Here is an 18819-nt window from a genome sequence, read left to right on the forward strand (position 1 = left end):
TTTGGCTCACTAGAAAATTGCAGTGTCCAACACGTGACGTTTGCCTAGGGGCCAAACTGTAATAAGATGATAACTGAGATCATGCGAGCAATTTGTTTGGTCTTATGGGAAAGCAAGCACGAAGAGACGAAAAACCTGCTCAATACAAGCAGTAGGAAGAAAATATTGGTGATATGGGAGAAAATTCCGCAATACAACCGGCTTGGAGGGGCTATCATAAAATTGGATTCCGTTTTGCTCTGATATTTTTTGTCCTGTTCATTATTTTTATGGATTGGTCAGTGAACCCCATATTGACCCAACTATATTATTATGGGCCGCTCTCGACTTTATTGGATAACGTAGTTTCCTGGGTTGGGAAAGACCTATTCAACATTCAATATATCATCATATCCCCATATGATGGGGAACACAACGATAGAACTTACATCTATTTACTTTATTTCACGATAGCGGTTGTGGCCGCTTTGGGAACTATCCTATGGAGCTTACTCGATAGAAAACGCCAAAATTATCAGGTGCTCTATTATTGGCTCACCACTATCATACGCTACTACTTGGCATGTACACTATTTCTATTTGCGCTGTATAAATTTTTTAAAGTTCAATTTCCCGACCTTGGATACTATACGTTGACAGAGCGTGTGGGAGACATGTCACCCATGCATTTGGCCTGGGCTTTTTTTGGTCATTCTTATGAATACAATGTCTTCATGGGTTTAGCAGAAGGAGCGGCATTGCTACTGTTTTTTCGAAGAACAACTGCCCTTGGAACAATCCTAATCATGGTGGCTCTTATCAACGTAATAGCCGTAAACTATAGTTATGATATTCATGCTAAAATGTATCCTACAGCTTTGTTCGTCATGGCTCTTTTTTTATTCCTTAAAGATGCTAAAAGTATCATCCGGTTTTTCTTGACCGGCCAAGCCGTTTCGCTTTCTGTTATTCAAGCGCCTGTATATCAAGAAAGATGGATAGGTATTTCAAAAATAGTATTGAAAATTGTTGTAATAGGTTATTTTCTGATTGTCTCAGTTAAAGAGAATATTAGCTACAAGAAGAGCTCTGAAGAAAGTTTACAGGCCAAATCCGAATATGCTGGGCTTTATGACATTGAGTTATTCACCTTGAATAAAGACACCTTATCACCAGAGAATCCCCAGCGTTGGCAGCAGCTCATTATTGGAGATAGAATACTTGAAGCAGTACGCTTTAGGGGAGATAGTGTCGCATTCATAAATGTTGACGTCGATAAAAAAGAACTTATGCTATATGGAGACCCAACGGATTTATCTGAAAAAATGCAAATGGTTTACAATGAACTAGGTATTGCTGATAGTATTTATTATGGGATGGATTCCATATTGATCGCTCAGAAAAAAATCAATAGGTTTTATCTTGAAAAACCTGATTCAACTACGCTTGTATTAAAGGGAATGATAAAAAACGATTCTGTCTTTATAACTGCTAAGCGAAGACCTCTAGAAATAAATGACTTCAGGTTAATGAAAAGACGTTTCCATTGGATAAACGAGTCAAGTTATTTTTATTAATGATGTATGTCATATTGGAATCTACTATGGAGTGCAGTTAACCACTCAACCAAGTCAAGATAAAGCTGCTTATAACAAAGACCATAATTCATTACTGCGTTCTTACTAACTTTAGACTCACCAACTAATAAAACCGCAGGATTTCAATTGGAGCATTTCCTATTGAAATTGTTGTATCAAAATCTTAACCAAAAGCATAACATTCGATTAAATTACTGATAAACCAATAAGAAGAGGAGCTATCAAACAAAACTAGAAAATGAAAAAAAACAGACGCGAGTTTTTGGGAATGGGGCTTGCTTTAGGATTAACATCAATTGTAGAAGCTAGTCCGGTAAAAAGCATAATCGATTATAAATGGAATGACAAAAAACTAAAAATCCTCATTCTTGGAGGAACAAGTTTTTTAGGTCCGCATCAGATTGCATACGCCCTAGATAGAGGACACGAAGTAACAACCTTTACGAGAGGAAAAACCATTCCCAGCGTTCATCAAAAGCTTTTTCCAAAAGTTGAACAACTCGTTGGGGATAGAGAAGACAATCTGGAAGCACTTAAAAACAGAACATGGGATGTGGTCATAGACAACTCTGGACGTAAAACGAAATGGACAGAAGACACAGCTCAGTTATTAAAAGATCAGGTTGGATATTACATGTACACTTCTTCAATCAGTGTTTATTATCCGTATTATGGAGAAGATTTTTCTGAAGACCGGTCGGTTGTGTTGGAAGTACCCAAAGAAGCAGAGGGAGATGCAAAATATACCTACGAATATGGTGTGATGAAGGCCAACTCAGAATTGGCGACCATAAACCATTTCGGAGCTGACAGATCTATCATCGTACGACCATCATTGATTGTTGGCCCTGGCGATCGTACAGATCGTTTTCCATATTGGTTGGCCAGACTTGAAAAAGGAGGGGATATAATCATTCCAGGGGACAGAAATGAGGTGGTCCAGTACATTGATGTAAGGGACTTGGCAGAATGGATGATACGATTGCTTGAAAACAAGTCGGCGGGGACTTACAATGCTTCAGGTCCTTGTTTTCCCATGACAACCAATGCTTTTGTCCACGGAGTTCATGCCTGCTATAATTCTCCAGTGAACTACATACAAATTGATGACCTCAACTTTCTGAAAGACAATGAAATCATCGGAATTCAGCCATGGGTTATCCAATTACCGGAATATGCAGGTATGTCCAAAAGTGATAACGGTAGAGCCATTGCGGCCGGCCTACAATTTAGACCACTGGCAGAAACCGTTATGGCTACTAAAGAATGGTGGTATTCCAATGCCATTACACAAGAACGTCGAGATAACATATTGAATGGTGAACGCTCCTTTATGAATAGGGAAAAAGATATATTAACCAAATGGAAAGCAAGGAAATAGTTAATAAAAACTAAGAAAAGACCATAACAAAATATGGCAATAATTCATAGCTTGACCGTTCAATGCTACCATTTAAAAACGTTTTAAAGCGAAAACAACAAATGTCCCTTATACAAAAACCTTTCATTTTTTTGATTGTATTGTGTTTTACAATCAATCTAAGCGCACAAAAAAGAGCCATGACGACCGACGATGGCCTTAACATGATTCGATTACAAGGCGCCTACATTTCACCCAATGGCAATCAAATTCTTTATGGTAAATCTGTACTGGATTGGGCAAAAAACAAACGCAATACGAAATACCACAGCATTCTTCCCAATGGGTCGGATGATTATCAGTTTCTAGGAAAGGACGGTGGGAGCAACATCCAGTTTTCACCTGATGGAAAGTATATAAGTTTAACACGTACTATAGAAAAAAAATCGCAATTGTTTTTGCTCCGAGCCAATGGTGGTGAGGCCATCCAGCTAAGTAAACACAGCGAAAGTATTAGGTCATATCAGTGGTCTCCCGATAGTAAAAAAATCTATTTTTTAGCAAACCAAACGCTTTCCAAAGAAGCCAAAAAAGATAAAAAAGACGGGTATGACCATGTGGTTGTGGACGAAGGCCCCAATGGACAACGTGCATCCGAATGGAGGCATCTATTCGTGATTGACGTAGAAGATAAGAAGATTCAACCGCTGTTAAAGAAAGAATTGCTTATTGGCAATATGAAAGTGAGTCCCGATGGAAAACATATCGCCTATACCGCACGTACTGAAAACCGCAGAAATCAGAGAGATCTGTCAGAGATTTTCTTTTATCATGTGGCAGATAGCTCTATAACCCAGCTCACTGACAATAGGGCTCCGGAGGGAGGATTAGCTTGGTCTCCAGACAGTAAAATGCTCAGTTTCACGGCCGCTGATGATAAGAGATGGGAGCTGAAAAACGCAAAGATTTGGACAGTGGATGTGAACACAAAAAGCATACAGATTCGTTCTGGAAAGTTTGAAGGAAACATACGCGGCCATTATTGGGCACCTGATGGAAAGTCTATCTTTTTTAGCGGACAGCAAGGCATCAACTCCAATGTCTATAGCTTAAATCTGGAATCAGGGGATTACACCAATATCAGCAACGGAACGGGCACTTGGAGAATTCTTGGAATGGACAAAAGTCGAAGTAAAATGGTTTTAAGCTTCAGCGACTTTGATACCCCCACTGATCTTTACTTCTCGACAGTCGCTCCCTTCCAACCCAAAAAACTGACCAGCCTCAATCCCTGGATTGAAAAAGATATCGAACTGGCCAAAATGGAACCCGTTCAATGGGAGTCAACCGATGGATTGTCAATCGAAGGACTGTTGTTTCAACCTGCGAAATCTGCTTCCAAGAAATCCCCTTTTCTACTTCATATCCATGGTGGTCCCGCTGGGGTTTTTTCCAATTCATTTAGCTATTGCTATCATGTATGGGCAGGTTTGGGCTATGTTCAATTAGCCCCCAATGTTCGTGGAAGTAGTGGGTATACGGATGCACTCCTGCGTGGCAATATGAAGGATATTGGTGGAGGGGATTACAATGATCTCATGAGTGGAGTGGATTTTGTAATTGACAAGGGCTTAATTGACTCCAGCAAAATGGCCGTCCGTGGATGGAGTTATGGAGGAATTCTAGGAGGTACGGTGATTGGTAAAACCAATCGCTTCAAAGCTGCTTCTTTGGGCGCTATGGTATCGGATTGGCGCTCAGAATATGGAATCGGATTTAACTTTGATGTCAGGCTATGGTACATCGGTGGGACTTTTTGGGAGAACCCAAAAGGGTATCGCGAAAAGTCTGCCCTAACCCATGTAGAAAAGGTAGAAACGCCTCTCCTACTTTTACATGGAGACAAAGACATCACTGATACCGAAGCACAGAGCATGATGTATTTTGCCGCACTGAAAGATCTTGGAAAAACGGTACGATACCTAAAATTCCCTCGTGAACCTCACGGTTTTAAGGAGCCATGTCATATTCGTACCAGGGATATCGAGGAAATCAAGTGGGTTCAAAAGCATACCCTAGGAAAAGATTGGAAACCCTGGGAACGCAAGAAGGATAAAAAGGAGGAAGAGAAAGAGGAAAAAGACTAAGCTTCCAATGAACAACAATTTACTTACGATTAGAATCTTACTTGCACTCTTAGCAACAAATGCTATGCTTTCGTTTTCCCAAAACAAAAGGCTGCGGGATTACGGGATTGAGATTGGCGTTTTAAAAACCGGCAAGTACAATGCCATCACGGATGTGGATGGAGTTAAAGTGGGTCATACCACATTGATTATTGGGGACAGTATACGAACCGGTGTGACCGCAATTCTGCCTCACAGCGAAAACATTTTTCAATTCAAAGTTCCTGCGGCTATTTATATTGGAAATGGTTTTGGGAAGTTGGCAGGTTATAGCCAAGTCAAAGAATTAGGGAATATTGAAACACCCATTATTCTTACCAACACATTGAGCGTTCCTGTTGCTTCGGATGCGCTGATTACCTATACCTTGAAAGAAAATGAAAACGTACGCTCGGTAAATTCAGTAGTTGGAGAAACAAATGATGGTTGGTTAAATGATATCAGAGGGAGACACATTAAATCCGAACATGTGTTAAGCGCCATACAAAACGCGCAGGGAGGACGTATAGAAGAAGGCAATGTGGGAGCAGGAACAGGAACCATTTGTTTTCAGTACAAAGGGGGCATTGGGACTTCTTCCCGCATTATTCCTGAAGAATTTGGAGGATATACCGTTGGTGTTTTGGTTCAATCCAATTTTGGTGGGGTGCTGGAGATTAACGGAGCTCCAATAGCCAAAGAACTGGACAATTATCCCTCCCAATTCAAATATGATGTGGATGGTTCGTGTATGATGGTGGTGATGACCGATGCCCCACTGGATTCAAGAAATCTTGAAAGATTGGCAAAAAGGGCCATTATGGGATTGGCAAAAACAGGTGGAATTGCATCCAATGGAAGCGGGGATTACGTTATAGCAGTGTCAACAGCAAAAAAGAACCGTATTCCCCATTCAAGTGACTCGTTATTTAATGAGACCAAAGTATTGCGCAATGGAGCAATAACACCCTTGTTTTTAGCAACTATTGAAGCAACCGAAGAGGCCATTATAAACTCCTTATTTGCCGCAGAGACCATGACTGGAAGAAATGGTCATACGATAAACTCCATTCCTAAGGACAAAGTCCTCAACATTTTGAAGAAATACAACAAAATTCGTGTGGATTGACGTCATCAGTGTTTATATGGAATAAACGGCATTACTATAACCATCCATAGGGTTCGTAGTGCGTCAAAAAAATAAAATAAATGGTTTTTGAACTTGACAAAGCGATTGAAATTCTTGAGAGAACGCCTGCATCCATAGAGACGTTATTACATGGGATCTCCAATGAATGGCTAATGCACAATGAAGGTGATAACACCTGGAGTCCTTATGAAATTATTGGACATTTAATTCATGGTGAAAAAACGGATTGGATACCAAGAGCCAAAATAATTCTCTCGCAATCACAAAACAAAACCTTTGAACCATTTGACAGATTCGCGCAAAACAAGCAAGGTCAAACAAAGACTATCTCAGAATTACTGAAGGAATTTAAAAAATTGAGGGCTGAAAATATAAAAGAATTACTAGCATTAAACATTGACAAGCTAGCCCTAAAAAAAACGGGTATTCATCCTGAATTGGGTGAGGTTAACTTACAGGAACTCCTGTCCACATGGGTAGTGCATGATTTAGGACACATAGCGCAAATTTCACGAGTTATGGCAAAACAATACAAAGATGAAGTTGGCGTATGGCAAGCATATTTAGGAATTTTAAAAAAATAAAGAACACAACACAAAAGAATATACACGCTACAATTTGAGCAATGAAAGTAAAAGATTCAAGAATAACGATTCATATGGTTTCCAGTGTTGATGGTTTTATTGCCAAGAAAGATGGAGACGTTTCTTGGATGCACTCAAAAGATACTTACCCTAAAGGAATAGAGCTGACAAAAGAGTACATAGCTGAATTTCTCGAGTCCATAGATTGCTATGTTATGGGTTCCCGAACCTATGAGCATGCCGTTGAACTAGGCTGGCCTTATGGTAAAACGCCGGTTTTTGTGCTTACGAACAGAGACTTAAAATCGGACAAAAAAAGCGTGCAATTTCTTTCCGGTGATTTGACCAAAATCGTGAATCACGAGTTAAAGCCAAAATTTGAAAACATCTGGATGGTTGGCGGAACTATGCTTACCAAAGAATTTCTGCAACAAGGATTGGCTGATGAAATATGCATCACCACAGTCCCTACCCTTTTAGGTGATGGAATACTCTTTTTCGAATATATTGGCAAGCAAATTCCATTGCATTTAAAAAACGTAACGGCTTTTAGGGATGGAATGGTTGAAATGGTTTATGAGATACATAAACTGTAGCTGGTAAGGACTAGGGTTCATTATAATTTCTTGAGATTGCAGAAATCGAAACCAAAACCATTACATGTAACTTGACAAAGACAGATGGAGATTAAAAGCTTAGTAGGAATTAAGCACACTGACATTCTCAATGTCTTTAATGAGTCCTTTTCCGACTATTTTGTTCCTTTTCGATTGAACGAAGAGCAACTGAAATCCAAAATGATCGCAGACCAAACTGACCTAGAATTGTCAGTTGGTGTTTTTCACAATCAAAAACTGATTGCTTTTATTCTTCACGGTTGGGACACTATTAAAAATCGAAAAGTAGTCTATAATGGAGGAACAGGTGTCATCCCCTCTAAAAGAGGGAATGGATTGACCAAACGAATGTACCTGTTCAGTCTACCAGTTCTAGAGAAAAATGGGGTTGATAAAATTGTCCTGGAGGTTATCTCCCAAAATATTCAAGCTATTAAATCTTATGAAAAATCTGGCTTTGTCAAAACAAGGAAATTGGCTTGTTTCAAAGGAAGTTTTAAATCCAATAAGACCAACAAAGATTTAGAAATCCGTCCACTGCTAGTTTATTCATGGAAAACAATGGAATCTTTCTGGGATATAAATCCTACATGGCAAAACTCTAAAAATGTGATGAATACGTTGAGAACGGTCAATGCTTCTTTTGGAGCCTATCTAAACGACCAACTCGTGGGTTATCTCATATACAATCCACAAAGCAAACGGATACAACAAGTCGCTGTGCATAAAGATTATAGAAAAAATGGAATAGCTTCAACTTTGCTCTCTAATCTGGCAAAAGGACATGGAGACACCTTTTCTATTATCAATGTAGATAAAAAAGCAAAAAACATGACCAATTTTTTTAATTCAGTAGGACTTGAAAATTATCTGGAACAATTTGAAATGGAATTGGAACTCACTAAAAACTAGTGCTGTTCAAGTGAGGAACATTCTAAGCCCGAAACAAGACTAATGTAAAAAGTGAATTGACAATTGCAGGGATACAAATCACCATTTATCAATTCAACTTCTCGTGAAAAGCAAAAAAGCTTCCACAAGGTCTATGACTCATTTTGGCGTTCTTGTTAACTTTATGTAATTACTATCACGCAGGCCAAATTTCATAAAACTAGAACCATGAAAAAGACAAGCTTACTCCTTCTACTTATTGTATGTATTCTTTGGCAATGTAAAACAAATACGTCTAAAGAATTAAAAACAGTCACTTTAGAAAAACAATCCAATGAAGGTGTTGTTGCCGCTAATGGAATGGTAGTTACTGCTCATCCCATTGCAACGCAAATAGGCTTGGATGTTTTGAAGAAAGGAGGCAACGCCTTCGATGCAGCAGTGGCCGTGAAGTATGCCCTATCCGTGGTTTTGCCAAAAGCTGGTAATCTTGGCGGAGGAGGCTATATGGTTTATCGGACCGCCGATGGCAAAAAAGGGGCACTGGATTTTCGAGAAACAGCGCCTGCGGGAGCCAGTCGAGATATGTTCATTGACACGAAAACGGATTCAGTGATGAAACAAAAAGCACTTTTGGGGCACTTGGCTGCTTGCACTCCAGGCACAGTGGACGGTATGGACAAAATCTATAAAAAATTCTGTACTCTACGTTTTGACACTTTAATTCAACCTGCCATTGATGTAGCGAAAAACGGTTATGCTGTTTCAGAATATGATGCGTGGACTTTTAATCGAGCTCAACAAGATTTTCGTGCAGTTAATGATTCAACGATGTTGTTTATCAAAAACAAACCATGGATGCAAGGGGATTCCTTGATTCAAAAAAATCTGGCTAACACCCTTGAACGCATTAGGGATTTTGGGAGAGATGGTTTTTATAAAGGAGAAACGGCTCAACTCCTTTTGGACGAAATGAATTCTGGTGGAGGTATCATCAGTAAGGAAGACTTGGAAAACTACAGTTCTGTGTGGAGAGACCCCATTGAAGGTGTTTATCGGGATTCTTTCAACATTATTTCAATGCCTCCCTCATCAAGCGGTGGCATTATCATAGTTCAACTCTTAAAAGGTTCCAACGCGTACGATATTAAAAAAATGGGACACAACACTCCCGAAACGATTCATGTAATGACGGAATTGCAGCGTAGAGCATATGCAGATAGAGCCGAACATATGGGAGACCTGGATTTTTATGATGTGCCCATTGAAATGCTTTTGGATAAGGAATATATTGCCAGCAGGAATGCTTCAATCGATATGAAAAAGGCAACACCTTCAGCAGAAATTAAAGCTGGGAAAGTAGATAAAATCGAAAGCCTTGAAACTACCCATTTTTCCATAGTTGATAAGGAAGGAAATGCGGTTTCCATAACCACCACTTTAGTGGGTTACTTTGGTTGTAAGGTATTGGTGGATAATGCGGGATTCTTTTTAAATAATGAGATGAACAATTTTAGTTTAAAACCTGGTTTTCCAAACATTTTTGGCCTTATAGGGGGTGAAGCCAATGCTATTGCCCCAGGAAAAAGAATGTTGAGCAGTATGAGTCCGACCATCGTTGAAAAAAATGGGGACTTATTTATGGTTTTAGGTACTCCTGGAGGCTCAACCATAATAAATGTCAACTACCAGAACATTATCAATGTCATTGACCACGGTATGACCATGCAAGAAGCTGTTGATGCTAAAAAACATCATTCACAATGGCTACCCGATACAATTGTAATGGAAGAAGGGGCATTGGATAGTTTGACCATTACAAGATTAAAAGAACTGGGACATACATCTTTCAGGGAAGTTGAACAATTAGGAAGAACCGAGGCTATTTTAGTAAGACCTGACGGCTCCTATGAAGGTGCAGCGGATAATACACGAACTGGTGATGCGGTAGCTGAAGGATATTGATTTTGATTCTTTTCTCCTCCTAAATCCGTTTCGGTCCTCTTAAAAAATCCGGTGCTAAAATGGTCGGATTATAGTATCTTTAAGGTGTTTGCTTTTGATGGAAAGGCTACGAAACGACTAACGAAAACACCTTCCTAATGAAAAAATCCTACCCTATCGCATTTGTATGCGCACTACTTGCTTGTTTTTTCAATTCATCTGCTCAAGAATCAACTCAGAATACGGAGATTGACTCTAGTTTTTACAGTGGTCTAAAATGGCGAAATATTGGTCCCAAACGTGGAGGCCGCTCCCTAGGTTGTGCGGGTAGCCCAAGCCGCCCCAACGAGTATTATTTTGGTGCTACTGGTGGCGGATTGTGGAAAACAATTGATGGTGGAAATGAATGGAAACCCGTAACCGATGGACAAGTAACTAGTTCCTCAGTAGGTGCCGTTGCCGTTGCAGAAACTAATCCTGACATTGTTTACATTGGCATGGGCGAAGTCCAATTGCGCGGCAGTATTACCCAAGGCGATGGGGTATACAAATCTGAAGATGCTGGGAAAACTTGGAAGCATTTAGGACTAAAGGAAACTCAAGCTGTTGCGAGAATAAGAATTCATCCCACAAATCCTGACTTGGTCTATGTGGCGGCTTTGGGCCATCCCTATGGTGATAATGAAGAAAGGGGCGTATTCCGAAGCAAAGATGGGGGTGAAAATTGGGAAAAAGTACTGTACGTTGGACCCAAAGCGGGTGCGGTGGATTTAATTATTGATAGAAACAATCCTGACGTTCTATATGCAACTACCTGGCAAGTGTATCGCAAGGCTTGGAAAATGTGGGGTGGCGGAGGCCAGAGCAAGCTGTGGAAATCTACAGATGGTGGCGACACTTGGACTGACCTCACCCAAAATTCCGGGATACCTAAAGGCCCCATTGGAAAAATTGGAGTAACTGTTTCTCCTGCTGATTCCAAAAGAGTGTGGGCCATTGTTGAAGCCAATGAAGGAGGGGTATTTCGTTCCGATGATGCGGGTAAAACTTGGGAAAAGACCAATGATGAACGTAAACTCAGGCAACGTGCTTTCTACTATTCCAGAATTTATGCCGACCCTTTGGATAAAGAAACGGTTTACGGACTGAATACTCGAATGTATATGTCAACAGATGGAGGAAAAACGTTCGATTCCATCATTCAGACACCCCACGGCGATAACCATGATTTATGGATTGACCCAAATAATCCAAAACGCATGATTAATTCCAACGATGGAGGAGGTAATGTTACCATCAATGGAGGTAAAACATGGACAGAACAAGATTTTGTCACCACACAGTTCTATCATGTGATGACCACTAATGATGTGCCGTATCATGTTGCTGGAGCACAACAAGATAACAGTACTCTTGCCATGCCGAGCGATGGCTGGAGCCACATGCAAGCCAGAGGCCATAACAAAGGCTGGTATTATGCTGTAGGAGGTGGAGAAAGTGGATGGATTACCCAACACCCTGAAAATTTGGACATTTTCTATGCGGGCAGTCAAGGAGCCCTATTAACTAGATATGACAGAAGTAATGGTCAAATTCGAGATATTCAGGTATATCCACGATTCTTTTCAGGAGAGCCAGCAGAGGCCCTTCCTGAAAGATGGCAATGGACCTTCCCTATTATGTTCGCGCCTCAAGACAGCAAGGTAATGTACACCTGTTCCCAACACGTTTGGAAAACCACAAATGATGGGCAGACTTGGGAAAAGATAAGTCCTGATTTGACCTATGCCGACCCAAGTACTTTAGGAAAAACTGGTGGGGTAATTACGATGGACATGAATGGCCCCGAGATTTATGCGACCGTCTTTGCATTGGCACCCTCTTTCCATGATATAAATACCATTTGGGCAGGATCGGACGATGGAAAAATCCATATTACGCGTGATGGAGGTAAAAACTGGGAAGACATCACCCCATCCGATTTGCCGAAATTCTCAAGGGTAAGCATTATTGACGAATCAAAACACCGACCTGGTACTTTATATGTGGCAGCAAATCGCTATCAAGTAGATGATAGACAGCCCTATGTCTTCAAGACTCATGACTATGGTAAAACGTGGACCAAAATCATCAACGGAATTGAAGATGGGCATTTTGCCAGAGCTATTCGCGAAGATCATGTAAGAGAGGGGCTCCTGTTTTTAGCAACGGAACACGGGGTGTATTTTTCTATGGATGACGGCGCGAAGTGGCGAAGCCTGCAATTGAACCTTCCGGATACGCCCATTCGTGATTTGGTCATTAAGGACAACGATGTGGTTTTGGGTTCACATGGCCGTGGGTTCTGGATATTGGATGATATTCTTCCGCTGCGTCAATTTAAGCCAGAAATGTTGAACCAATCGGTAGTACTTTTTGAACCCAGGGACGCCATTCGCGGTATTTCGGAAGCTTCTGTGCAGTATTATCTGAAAGAACAACTGGACACCATCACTTTTGAAGTTCTGGATGCCAATGACAACCTCATTGATACGTTTACAGGTAGCAAACCCAAATATAAAGTGGATAAAAACATTCCATGGTGGCGACGGGGCGGCTCTTCCAAACCAACCACCGCAAAAGGGCTGAACACCTTCACTTGGGATTTGCGTTATAAAGGTGCTACGGATTTTGAGGGGATGATCATTTGGAGTGCACGACCTACAAGAGGTCCAAAAGCCCCCATTGGAGATTACAAAGTGAAAATCAAATCAGGCGACTATGAAAAGACCTATCCTTTTTCAATTCATATGAATCCTAATTTAAAAGGAATCACTAAGGAAGATTTGGACGAACAGTTTCAATTGGCGAATAAAATTATGCAGAAAACAAGTACAGCCAATGAAGCAGTTATCCATATTCGAGAGATAAAAAAACAACTCAAGGAACATGAAGAAAAACTGTCCAGTAATGCTATGAAAAGAACAATCACTCCTTTTATCAGTAAACTAAGTGCTATTGAAGAAAACTTATATCAAGTTAAAAATCAGTCTGGACAAGACCCATTGAACTTCCCTATTAAGTTGAACAATAGATTGGCTTCCTTGCGACGCAGTGTCGAAAATGGGGACGCCAAGCCAACGGATGGGGCCTACAAAGTGTTTCAAGAGCTTTCAGCAGAACTTGAGATTGAGTTGAGCAATTTGGACAATATTCTAAGAAAAGATCTCCCCAAGGTGAACAAAGCCCTTCAGGTGATTGACGCAGATAGTATAGAAATTACGGAATAACGAGCTTAATATAGTTTGATTTATAGATTCAATAACCTTAAGCAATTTCCATTTAGAAATCATTGCCGTAATACTGAAAAAACTATATGAAGTATTTAATGTTGGTTTTATGTTTGGCTCTTACAAGCTGTAAAACTGAAAAGAAACCTAAACCGGAAACTATTGCGGAAAAGCAAAAGAATAATCAAAATGAATATGGTATTTCTCCTTCTGCAATGTGGAAAGATTATACTGAATCAAATCCTAGAGCAGAAAACGAGCAAATTCCCGAATCTGATTTTTTTCATAATAATCGAGAAGATGCAAATCGTCTTGCAGAATTAACCTTGAAAGGTAAAAAGAAGGCTTCCTCCGGACTTTATCGCTTGTACAAACAATACAATGTGGATTTGCCTAGTGTTGGAGCAATACAGATAATAACAGATTTCGACGGGAAAGCAAAAGCCATAATAAAAAATGTAAGTGTTGATACAATTCCATTCAACAAGATTTCCAAAGAATATGCTGAACTGGATATGGGGACAGATATTGAACCTCTTAAAAAATGGAAGAAAGCACACTGGGACTTTTTTGAAAACTTTTTGAAGGAAAGTGGCGAGAAACCAACCGAGGAAATGCTGATAGTCTGTGTAAGATTTGAAAAAGTATGGCCCAAATAACGTACTAGAATTATCATCATTTGTGATTGATTACTAACCTCTGCAACCATCAAATTTCACTAAATTTATAGTACAGAGAAGTCCGTGGCTCATCTAGGCCCTTAGGCTTCATTCAAAACAGCAAAGAGTGAAAAAATTCATTGAATTAAACCCCGAAAATATCGCTTCGGAGCACATCTGTTGCGCCATATCCGACAAGAAATGTGCTGACAGCTATCAGGCAAAAAAAGACTGGTTAAAGAAAGAGTTTGCCAATGGATATGTCTTTAGAAGACTTGATGAGAGGGCAAAAGTATTTATAGAATACGGCCCTGCAGAAAATGCTTGGATTCCCATAACAGCACCCAATTACTTAAATGTAAACTGTTTTTGGGTTTCAGGTAAATATAAGAAGAACGGTTATGGAAAAGCCCTTTTGCAATCAGCTGTTGAAGATGCAAAAGCGCAAAATAAAAATGGCCTTGCAACTGTAGTAGGTACAAAAAAGTTCCATTTTATGAGTGATACCAAATGGTTGTTAAGACAAGGATTTGAAGAAGTGGAAAGGATTACGAGCGGGTTCAGTTTATTGGCATTAAAGTTTAATAAAAGTTCTGAAAACCCCAAGTTCAATGAATCAGTATTGAGTGGGGAATGCCCAGACAGAGAAGGGATTGTTGTGTATTACTCAAACCGATGTCCTTTTGCCGAATTTCACGCCATGAACTCATTGGTTGAAACAGCAGAAAAAAGAAATCTTCCTTTAAAAGTGATTAAGCTCAAAACAATGGAAGAAGCCCAAAACTGCCCGAGTCCTGCAACTATTTTCAGCTTGTTTTTAGATGGTAAGTTTATGACCACCGACCTCAGTGTCTGTATGGACAGTAGGTACGACAAAGTGATTGAGAAGGCAAAAAAGTAAGTAAGGACAAAAAGTACAACAGTATACTCTAAAATTTTAGTTAAAAGAGATTAACTAGAGGGATTTTTATGCTTCTCTACGTGTGCCTTAAGTATGTTTAAGTCGTATTTTTAGAGCCTTAAACCTAATTCATGCGTAAACCTTTTTTCCTATTCCTGGTCAGTTTGTTCCTGTGCAGTCATAATCTGTACTTAAAAATGGAAACCTATTTCTTGCAACCTAATCAAGGAGCCGTTTTGAGCTTATACAACGGGACTTTTGAACAGAGTGAAAATATCATCACTCGGGATAGAATGTTGGATGCCTCTCTCATTGCTCAAGGCGAAAGGATAGCCATTGACCCTAAGCAGTGGAAGGATCAGGATAGCACTATTACTCAATTAACTTTCAATACAGGTGTAGCCGGAACCTATGTGGCAGGGGTCTCTACCAAAGCAAGAAACATTGAACTCAGCGCGGAAAAGTTTAATAGCTACTTAGAACATGACGGTGTCCTCGATATGCTTGAACAACGTACCAATGACAGCCTTTTAGATCAAGATGCGGTAGAGAGTTATGAAAAACATGTAAAAGCCATCTATCAGGTAGGCGACGTAAAAACAAACGACTGGAGTACAGCGCTAGGCTATCCAATTGAGTTTGTTCCGAAAGCGAATCCATATGAAAAATATAGTGGCGAAAAGTTGAAAATACAGTTGCTTCTCGATGGTGAACCGTTATCCAACCAACTAGTCTTTGCTGATTATATTAAAGGTTCCCACGCTCATACACATAATGATCACGACCATAATCACACACATGATGGAACTGAACATTCCCATAATCATGAACACTCGGGTGATGGGCATGGTCATTCCCATGAATCACAAACAGGGGAAACACATACCCATACCAGTGGGCAGCAATTACGAACCAATGACGAAGGTATGGTTCTTGTAGACCTACCTGAAGACGGTATCTACTATCTGCGGACCATTCACATGACCCGAGTCACTGATAGTGACGAATTGACCCATCAGTCCAAGTGGGCGACACTTGCTTTTGAAGTGAGCCACAAACATGGTGCAGATACGCATACACATGATCATGACCATGAACATGATTATGCCACCTGGATTTTTGTTCTGGGCAGTTTACTAATCATAGGATTGTTGTTCCTAGTCTTCAGAAAATAGAATTAAGGATGTCTGCACGTTTAAAGCAAGTTTTGCTGTTAGTCCTGTTGTTTGTTCCACTTCTTGGATTTGCACATGATGTTACAAGTGCTGATCAGGAGATTTTACGCAATGGCGGTTTGTTAGCCTATATTCGTGTAGGGGCAACACACATGCTCACAGGTTATGATCACCTGCTTTTTCTTACTGGTGTCATATTCTTTCTAAAAGGTTTTAAAGATATCTTGATCTTCATTACCGTTTTTACTATAGGGCATTGTATAACCCTTATAGGCGCTACTTATGCAGGAATTACAGCAAATGAACATTTGGTAGATGCGGTAATTGCCCTAAGTGTTTTGTATAAAGGGTTCGAGAATTTGGGTGGTTTTGAAAAATTAAAAGTAAAGTCGCCCAATTTGCTCCTAATGGTGGGTCTTTTTGGATTGATTCACGGATTTGGACTTTCTACAAGGCTACAATCCTTTGACATAGGAAAAGAACAGTTTTTGGCAAAAATTCTGTGCTTTAACCTGGGGGTGGAAGTAGGGCAGATACTTGCATTGATTCCAATCGTTTTTATAATTACGCTTTCGCGAAAGCATAAGCAGTTTCCCGCTTTTTACCAAGCAGTGAATTGGTATCTGGTGTTGGCAGGAATAGGTCTGTTTGCCTATCAGTTGTATGGCTATTTTACTGGGCATTGATTCTATAGTCTAAGAGATATTCTTGTATTTAAAAGATGTTTTAATTCTGAAATGGTGAAAAAAGACTGATGTTGTCTTTGGCCATCAAATTCAAAACAAATCCCAAAATGAAAAATATAATTATTATCCTGGTTTTATGTCTAGGCTTAGGATGTAAAAATGATCGTCAAGACACGCTTAAAAAAGATGCAAAAACGCATAGTGAAGAGCATAAGCATGAAAAGCATTCGGGACATGCTTCAGCCAATGAGTTCATGCATAAATCTTCCTTCGATGACCTTATAGCGCGATTCGAGTCTCCTGAAAGGGATGCTTATCAACACCCCTATAAGGTATTAAACCATTTAGGGGATATCCAGGGACAGACCATCATGGATATTGGAGCCGGTTCAGGTTATTTTTCTGTAAAACTCGCGAAAAAGGGAGCTAAGGTGATTGCAGCAGATGTAGATGATCGTTTTCTTGAATTCATCCAAAACCGAATTGAAGGAAACGCGCTAGAAAACATTGAAACCCGCAAAATCCCATATGATTCGCCTAATTTAGAGGAAGACGAGGTAGATTTGGTATTGGTAGTCAATACGTACCATCATATTGAAAATAGGCCAGAATACTTTGCGCAGGTAAGGAAGGGAACGAAAACCAATGGAAAATTGGTCATTATTGATTTCTTCAAAACAGATACTCCTGTAGGGCCACCTTCAGATCATAAACTATCTATGGACGTGGTGGTTGACGAACTTAAAAAAGCAGGGTATTCTTCCTTTGATGTAAATGTGGATTTACTACCTTATCAATATATTATTACGGCAAAATAAAATGGACCCCAATCCACAACTCAAAAAATTTTTGGAACCTTATGATGATAGCATCCAAAGATTGACTTTGGATTTACGCAGCTTCATATTGGACATAGTGCCAGAGACCAACGAATTAATTTGGGACAATTACAACGCTGTTGCCATCGCATACTCTAAATCGGAAAAACTAAAAGATGCATTTTGTCATATTGCAGTGTATAAAAAACATGTGAATTTTGGATTTAACCGTGGAGCAGAACTAACAAAGACAAACGTAAAGCTAAGTGGTACAGGTAAGTTAATACGCCATATTTCGGTAAAGGACTTTCACTCCTTCCCTTCTGAAGAAATAAAGCCCATGATTTGGGAAGCCGTTGGAATTTCTGAACACATGAACAGTTCGTTACTGGATAGAAACAACAATCCAAAAAGTATTGTGATGTCTATCTCTGAAAAGAAAATACGACCAAAATCATGAAGAAACTGATTCTTGGCCTTAGCATGCTTTTTGTGACCCTGGGTCATGGTCAAACTGAATTTACCATTACAGCGGACGGAATATACCCAAAAGCCATAACGTCCGAGATAGGTGCCTACACAACCTCGCAATTGTATAAAAAAACCATTGACTGGATTGAGGAAAATTCAGAGACCCATAACCTCACGATAGATTGTACTGCCGAAGATATTTCCATTCATATTTCTTCCCTAAAAAACAATGCGGCAAACCTAGAGAAACAGTATTACAATGCAACCTATAGGGTAAACATCCGCTTTGAATCCGGAAAATACACATTTGAGCCCACTCAAATTCAGTTAAAGCTAAACAGCAAGTATGATATGGGTTGGGAGGATTTTGACCTCAACAATGGGTCGCTATATTTCAAAAAAGGAAAACCACTGCGAAAGTATAGGGCCTATTTAGAAAATATCCCCAAGGTATTGAATGAGCTTCATACGGAACTTGATGGTCATTTAAAAGTAAAAGAAAACTAGTTTACCCTGGAGCCAAGAATTACTAAGTTTTCAGAGTTTCAATCA

Annotated in this window: 16 protein-coding genes; all 16 read left to right on the plus strand. The window is 39.8% G+C overall.

From position 1 onward, the window contains the following. Window positions 1-173: 173 nt before the first annotated feature. The 16 genes from CLV81_RS02160 (at window position 174) to CLV81_RS02235 (ending at window position 18774) form a co-directional block, all read left to right on the plus strand. A complete protein-coding gene (locus tag CLV81_RS02160) occupies window positions 174-1556 on the plus strand; it encodes a hypothetical protein (RefSeq protein ID WP_146129812.1) in 1383 nt (460 codons plus the stop codon). 259 nt (window positions 1557-1815) lie between these two features. After that, window positions 1816-2958: an NAD-dependent epimerase/dehydratase family protein gene (locus CLV81_RS02165; RefSeq protein ID WP_106143422.1), complete on the plus strand. Its 1143-nt coding sequence runs from the start codon at window positions 1816-1818 to the stop codon at window positions 2956-2958. A 179-nt stretch (window positions 2959-3137) separates the two neighbouring features. Next, window positions 3138-5084, plus strand: a complete 1947-nt coding sequence (locus CLV81_RS02170) for a S9 family peptidase (protein ID WP_158259062.1) — start codon at window positions 3138-3140, stop codon at window positions 5082-5084. Window positions 5085-5091: 7 nt separating this feature from the next. Beyond that, complete coding sequence (locus CLV81_RS02175) at window positions 5092-6231, plus strand: DmpA family aminopeptidase (RefSeq protein ID WP_106143424.1); 1140 nt, start codon at window positions 5092-5094, stop codon at window positions 6229-6231. An 80-nt stretch (window positions 6232-6311) separates the two neighbouring features. Further along, window positions 6312-6836: a DinB family protein gene (locus CLV81_RS02180; protein WP_106143425.1), complete on the plus strand. Its 525-nt coding sequence runs from the start codon at window positions 6312-6314 to the stop codon at window positions 6834-6836. A 41-nt stretch (window positions 6837-6877) separates the two neighbouring features. Then, window positions 6878-7432 (plus strand): dihydrofolate reductase family protein, encoded by a 555-nt coding sequence (locus CLV81_RS02185; RefSeq protein ID WP_211297980.1) that lies wholly within the window; start codon window positions 6878-6880, stop codon window positions 7430-7432. Between the two features lie 84 nt (window positions 7433-7516). Then, window positions 7517-8365 carry a GNAT family N-acetyltransferase gene (locus CLV81_RS02190; protein ID WP_106143426.1) on the plus strand — a complete coding sequence of 283 codons (849 nt, stop codon included), beginning with the start codon at window positions 7517-7519 and terminating at the stop codon, window positions 8363-8365. A gap of 207 nt (window positions 8366-8572) precedes the next feature. After that, window positions 8573-10309, plus strand: coding sequence for a gamma-glutamyltransferase (ggt, locus tag CLV81_RS02195; RefSeq protein ID WP_106143427.1), 1737 nt, complete (start codon window positions 8573-8575; stop codon window positions 10307-10309). A gap of 137 nt (window positions 10310-10446) precedes the next feature. After that, entirely contained in the window at window positions 10447-13557 is a 3111-nt protein-coding gene (locus CLV81_RS02200; RefSeq protein ID WP_106143428.1) for a VPS10 domain-containing protein, read from the plus strand. Between the two features lie 86 nt (window positions 13558-13643). Further along, window positions 13644-14216, plus strand: a complete 573-nt coding sequence (locus CLV81_RS02205; protein WP_106143429.1) for an ASCH domain-containing protein — start codon at window positions 13644-13646, stop codon at window positions 14214-14216. Window positions 14217-14343: 127 nt separating this feature from the next. Then, complete coding sequence (locus CLV81_RS02210; RefSeq protein WP_106143430.1) at window positions 14344-15117, plus strand: N-acetyltransferase; 774 nt, start codon at window positions 14344-14346, stop codon at window positions 15115-15117. 131 nt (window positions 15118-15248) lie between these two features. Then, window positions 15249-16292, plus strand: a complete 1044-nt coding sequence (locus CLV81_RS02215) for a DUF4198 domain-containing protein (protein ID WP_106143431.1) — start codon at window positions 15249-15251, stop codon at window positions 16290-16292. Window positions 16293-16300: 8 nt separating this feature from the next. Then, a complete protein-coding gene (locus CLV81_RS02220; RefSeq protein ID WP_106143432.1) occupies window positions 16301-16978 on the plus strand; it encodes a HupE/UreJ family protein in 678 nt (225 codons plus the stop codon). A 107-nt stretch (window positions 16979-17085) separates the two neighbouring features. Further along, a complete protein-coding gene (locus CLV81_RS02225) occupies window positions 17086-17796 on the plus strand; it encodes a class I SAM-dependent methyltransferase (protein ID WP_106144871.1) in 711 nt (236 codons plus the stop codon). A gap of 1 nt (window position 17797) precedes the next feature. Then, window positions 17798-18256 carry a DUF1801 domain-containing protein gene (locus tag CLV81_RS02230; RefSeq protein WP_106143433.1) on the plus strand — a complete coding sequence of 153 codons (459 nt, stop codon included), beginning with the start codon at window positions 17798-17800 and terminating at the stop codon, window positions 18254-18256. Next, window positions 18253-18774 (plus strand): hypothetical protein, encoded by a 522-nt coding sequence (locus CLV81_RS02235; RefSeq protein WP_106143434.1) that lies wholly within the window; start codon window positions 18253-18255, stop codon window positions 18772-18774. The genes CLV81_RS02230 and CLV81_RS02235 overlap by 4 nt, the downstream gene beginning before the upstream one ends. Window positions 18775-18819: the final 45 nt, after the last annotated feature.

The sequence above is a fragment of the Flagellimonas meridianipacifica genome, assembly GCF_003001695.1.
Lineage (GTDB): Bacteria > Bacteroidota > Bacteroidia > Flavobacteriales > Flavobacteriaceae > Flagellimonas > Flagellimonas meridianipacifica.

Bases quoted from the DNA above. Each gene is read 5' to 3' on its own strand.
- CLV81_RS02160 (WP_146129812.1), top strand. From the start codon at position 174: ATGGGAGAAAATTCCGCAATACAACCGGCTTGGAGGGGCTATCATAAA.
- CLV81_RS02165 (WP_106143422.1), top strand. From the start codon at position 1,816: ATGAAAAAAAACAGACGCGAGTTTTTGGGAATGGGGCTTGCTTTAGGA.
- CLV81_RS02170 (WP_158259062.1), top strand. From the start codon at position 3,138: ATGACGACCGACGATGGCCTTAACATGATTCGATTACAAGGCGCCTAC.
- CLV81_RS02175 (WP_106143424.1), top strand. From the start codon at position 5,092: ATGAACAACAATTTACTTACGATTAGAATCTTACTTGCACTCTTAGCA.
- CLV81_RS02180 (WP_106143425.1), top strand. From the start codon at position 6,312: ATGGTTTTTGAACTTGACAAAGCGATTGAAATTCTTGAGAGAACGCCT.
- CLV81_RS02185 (WP_211297980.1), top strand. From the start codon at position 6,878: ATGAAAGTAAAAGATTCAAGAATAACGATTCATATGGTTTCCAGTGTT.
- CLV81_RS02190 (WP_106143426.1), top strand. From the start codon at position 7,517: ATGGAGATTAAAAGCTTAGTAGGAATTAAGCACACTGACATTCTCAAT.
- ggt (WP_106143427.1), top strand. From the start codon at position 8,573: ATGAAAAAGACAAGCTTACTCCTTCTACTTATTGTATGTATTCTTTGG.
- CLV81_RS02200 (WP_106143428.1), top strand. From the start codon at position 10,447: ATGAAAAAATCCTACCCTATCGCATTTGTATGCGCACTACTTGCTTGT.
- CLV81_RS02205 (WP_106143429.1), top strand. From the start codon at position 13,644: ATGAAGTATTTAATGTTGGTTTTATGTTTGGCTCTTACAAGCTGTAAA.
- CLV81_RS02215 (WP_106143431.1), top strand. From the start codon at position 15,249: ATGCGTAAACCTTTTTTCCTATTCCTGGTCAGTTTGTTCCTGTGCAGT.
- CLV81_RS02220 (WP_106143432.1), top strand. From the start codon at position 16,301: ATGTCTGCACGTTTAAAGCAAGTTTTGCTGTTAGTCCTGTTGTTTGTT.
- CLV81_RS02225 (WP_106144871.1), top strand. From the start codon at position 17,086: ATGAAAAATATAATTATTATCCTGGTTTTATGTCTAGGCTTAGGATGT.
- CLV81_RS02230 (WP_106143433.1), top strand. From the start codon at position 17,798: ATGGACCCCAATCCACAACTCAAAAAATTTTTGGAACCTTATGATGAT.
- CLV81_RS02235 (WP_106143434.1), top strand. From the start codon at position 18,253: ATGAAGAAACTGATTCTTGGCCTTAGCATGCTTTTTGTGACCCTGGGT.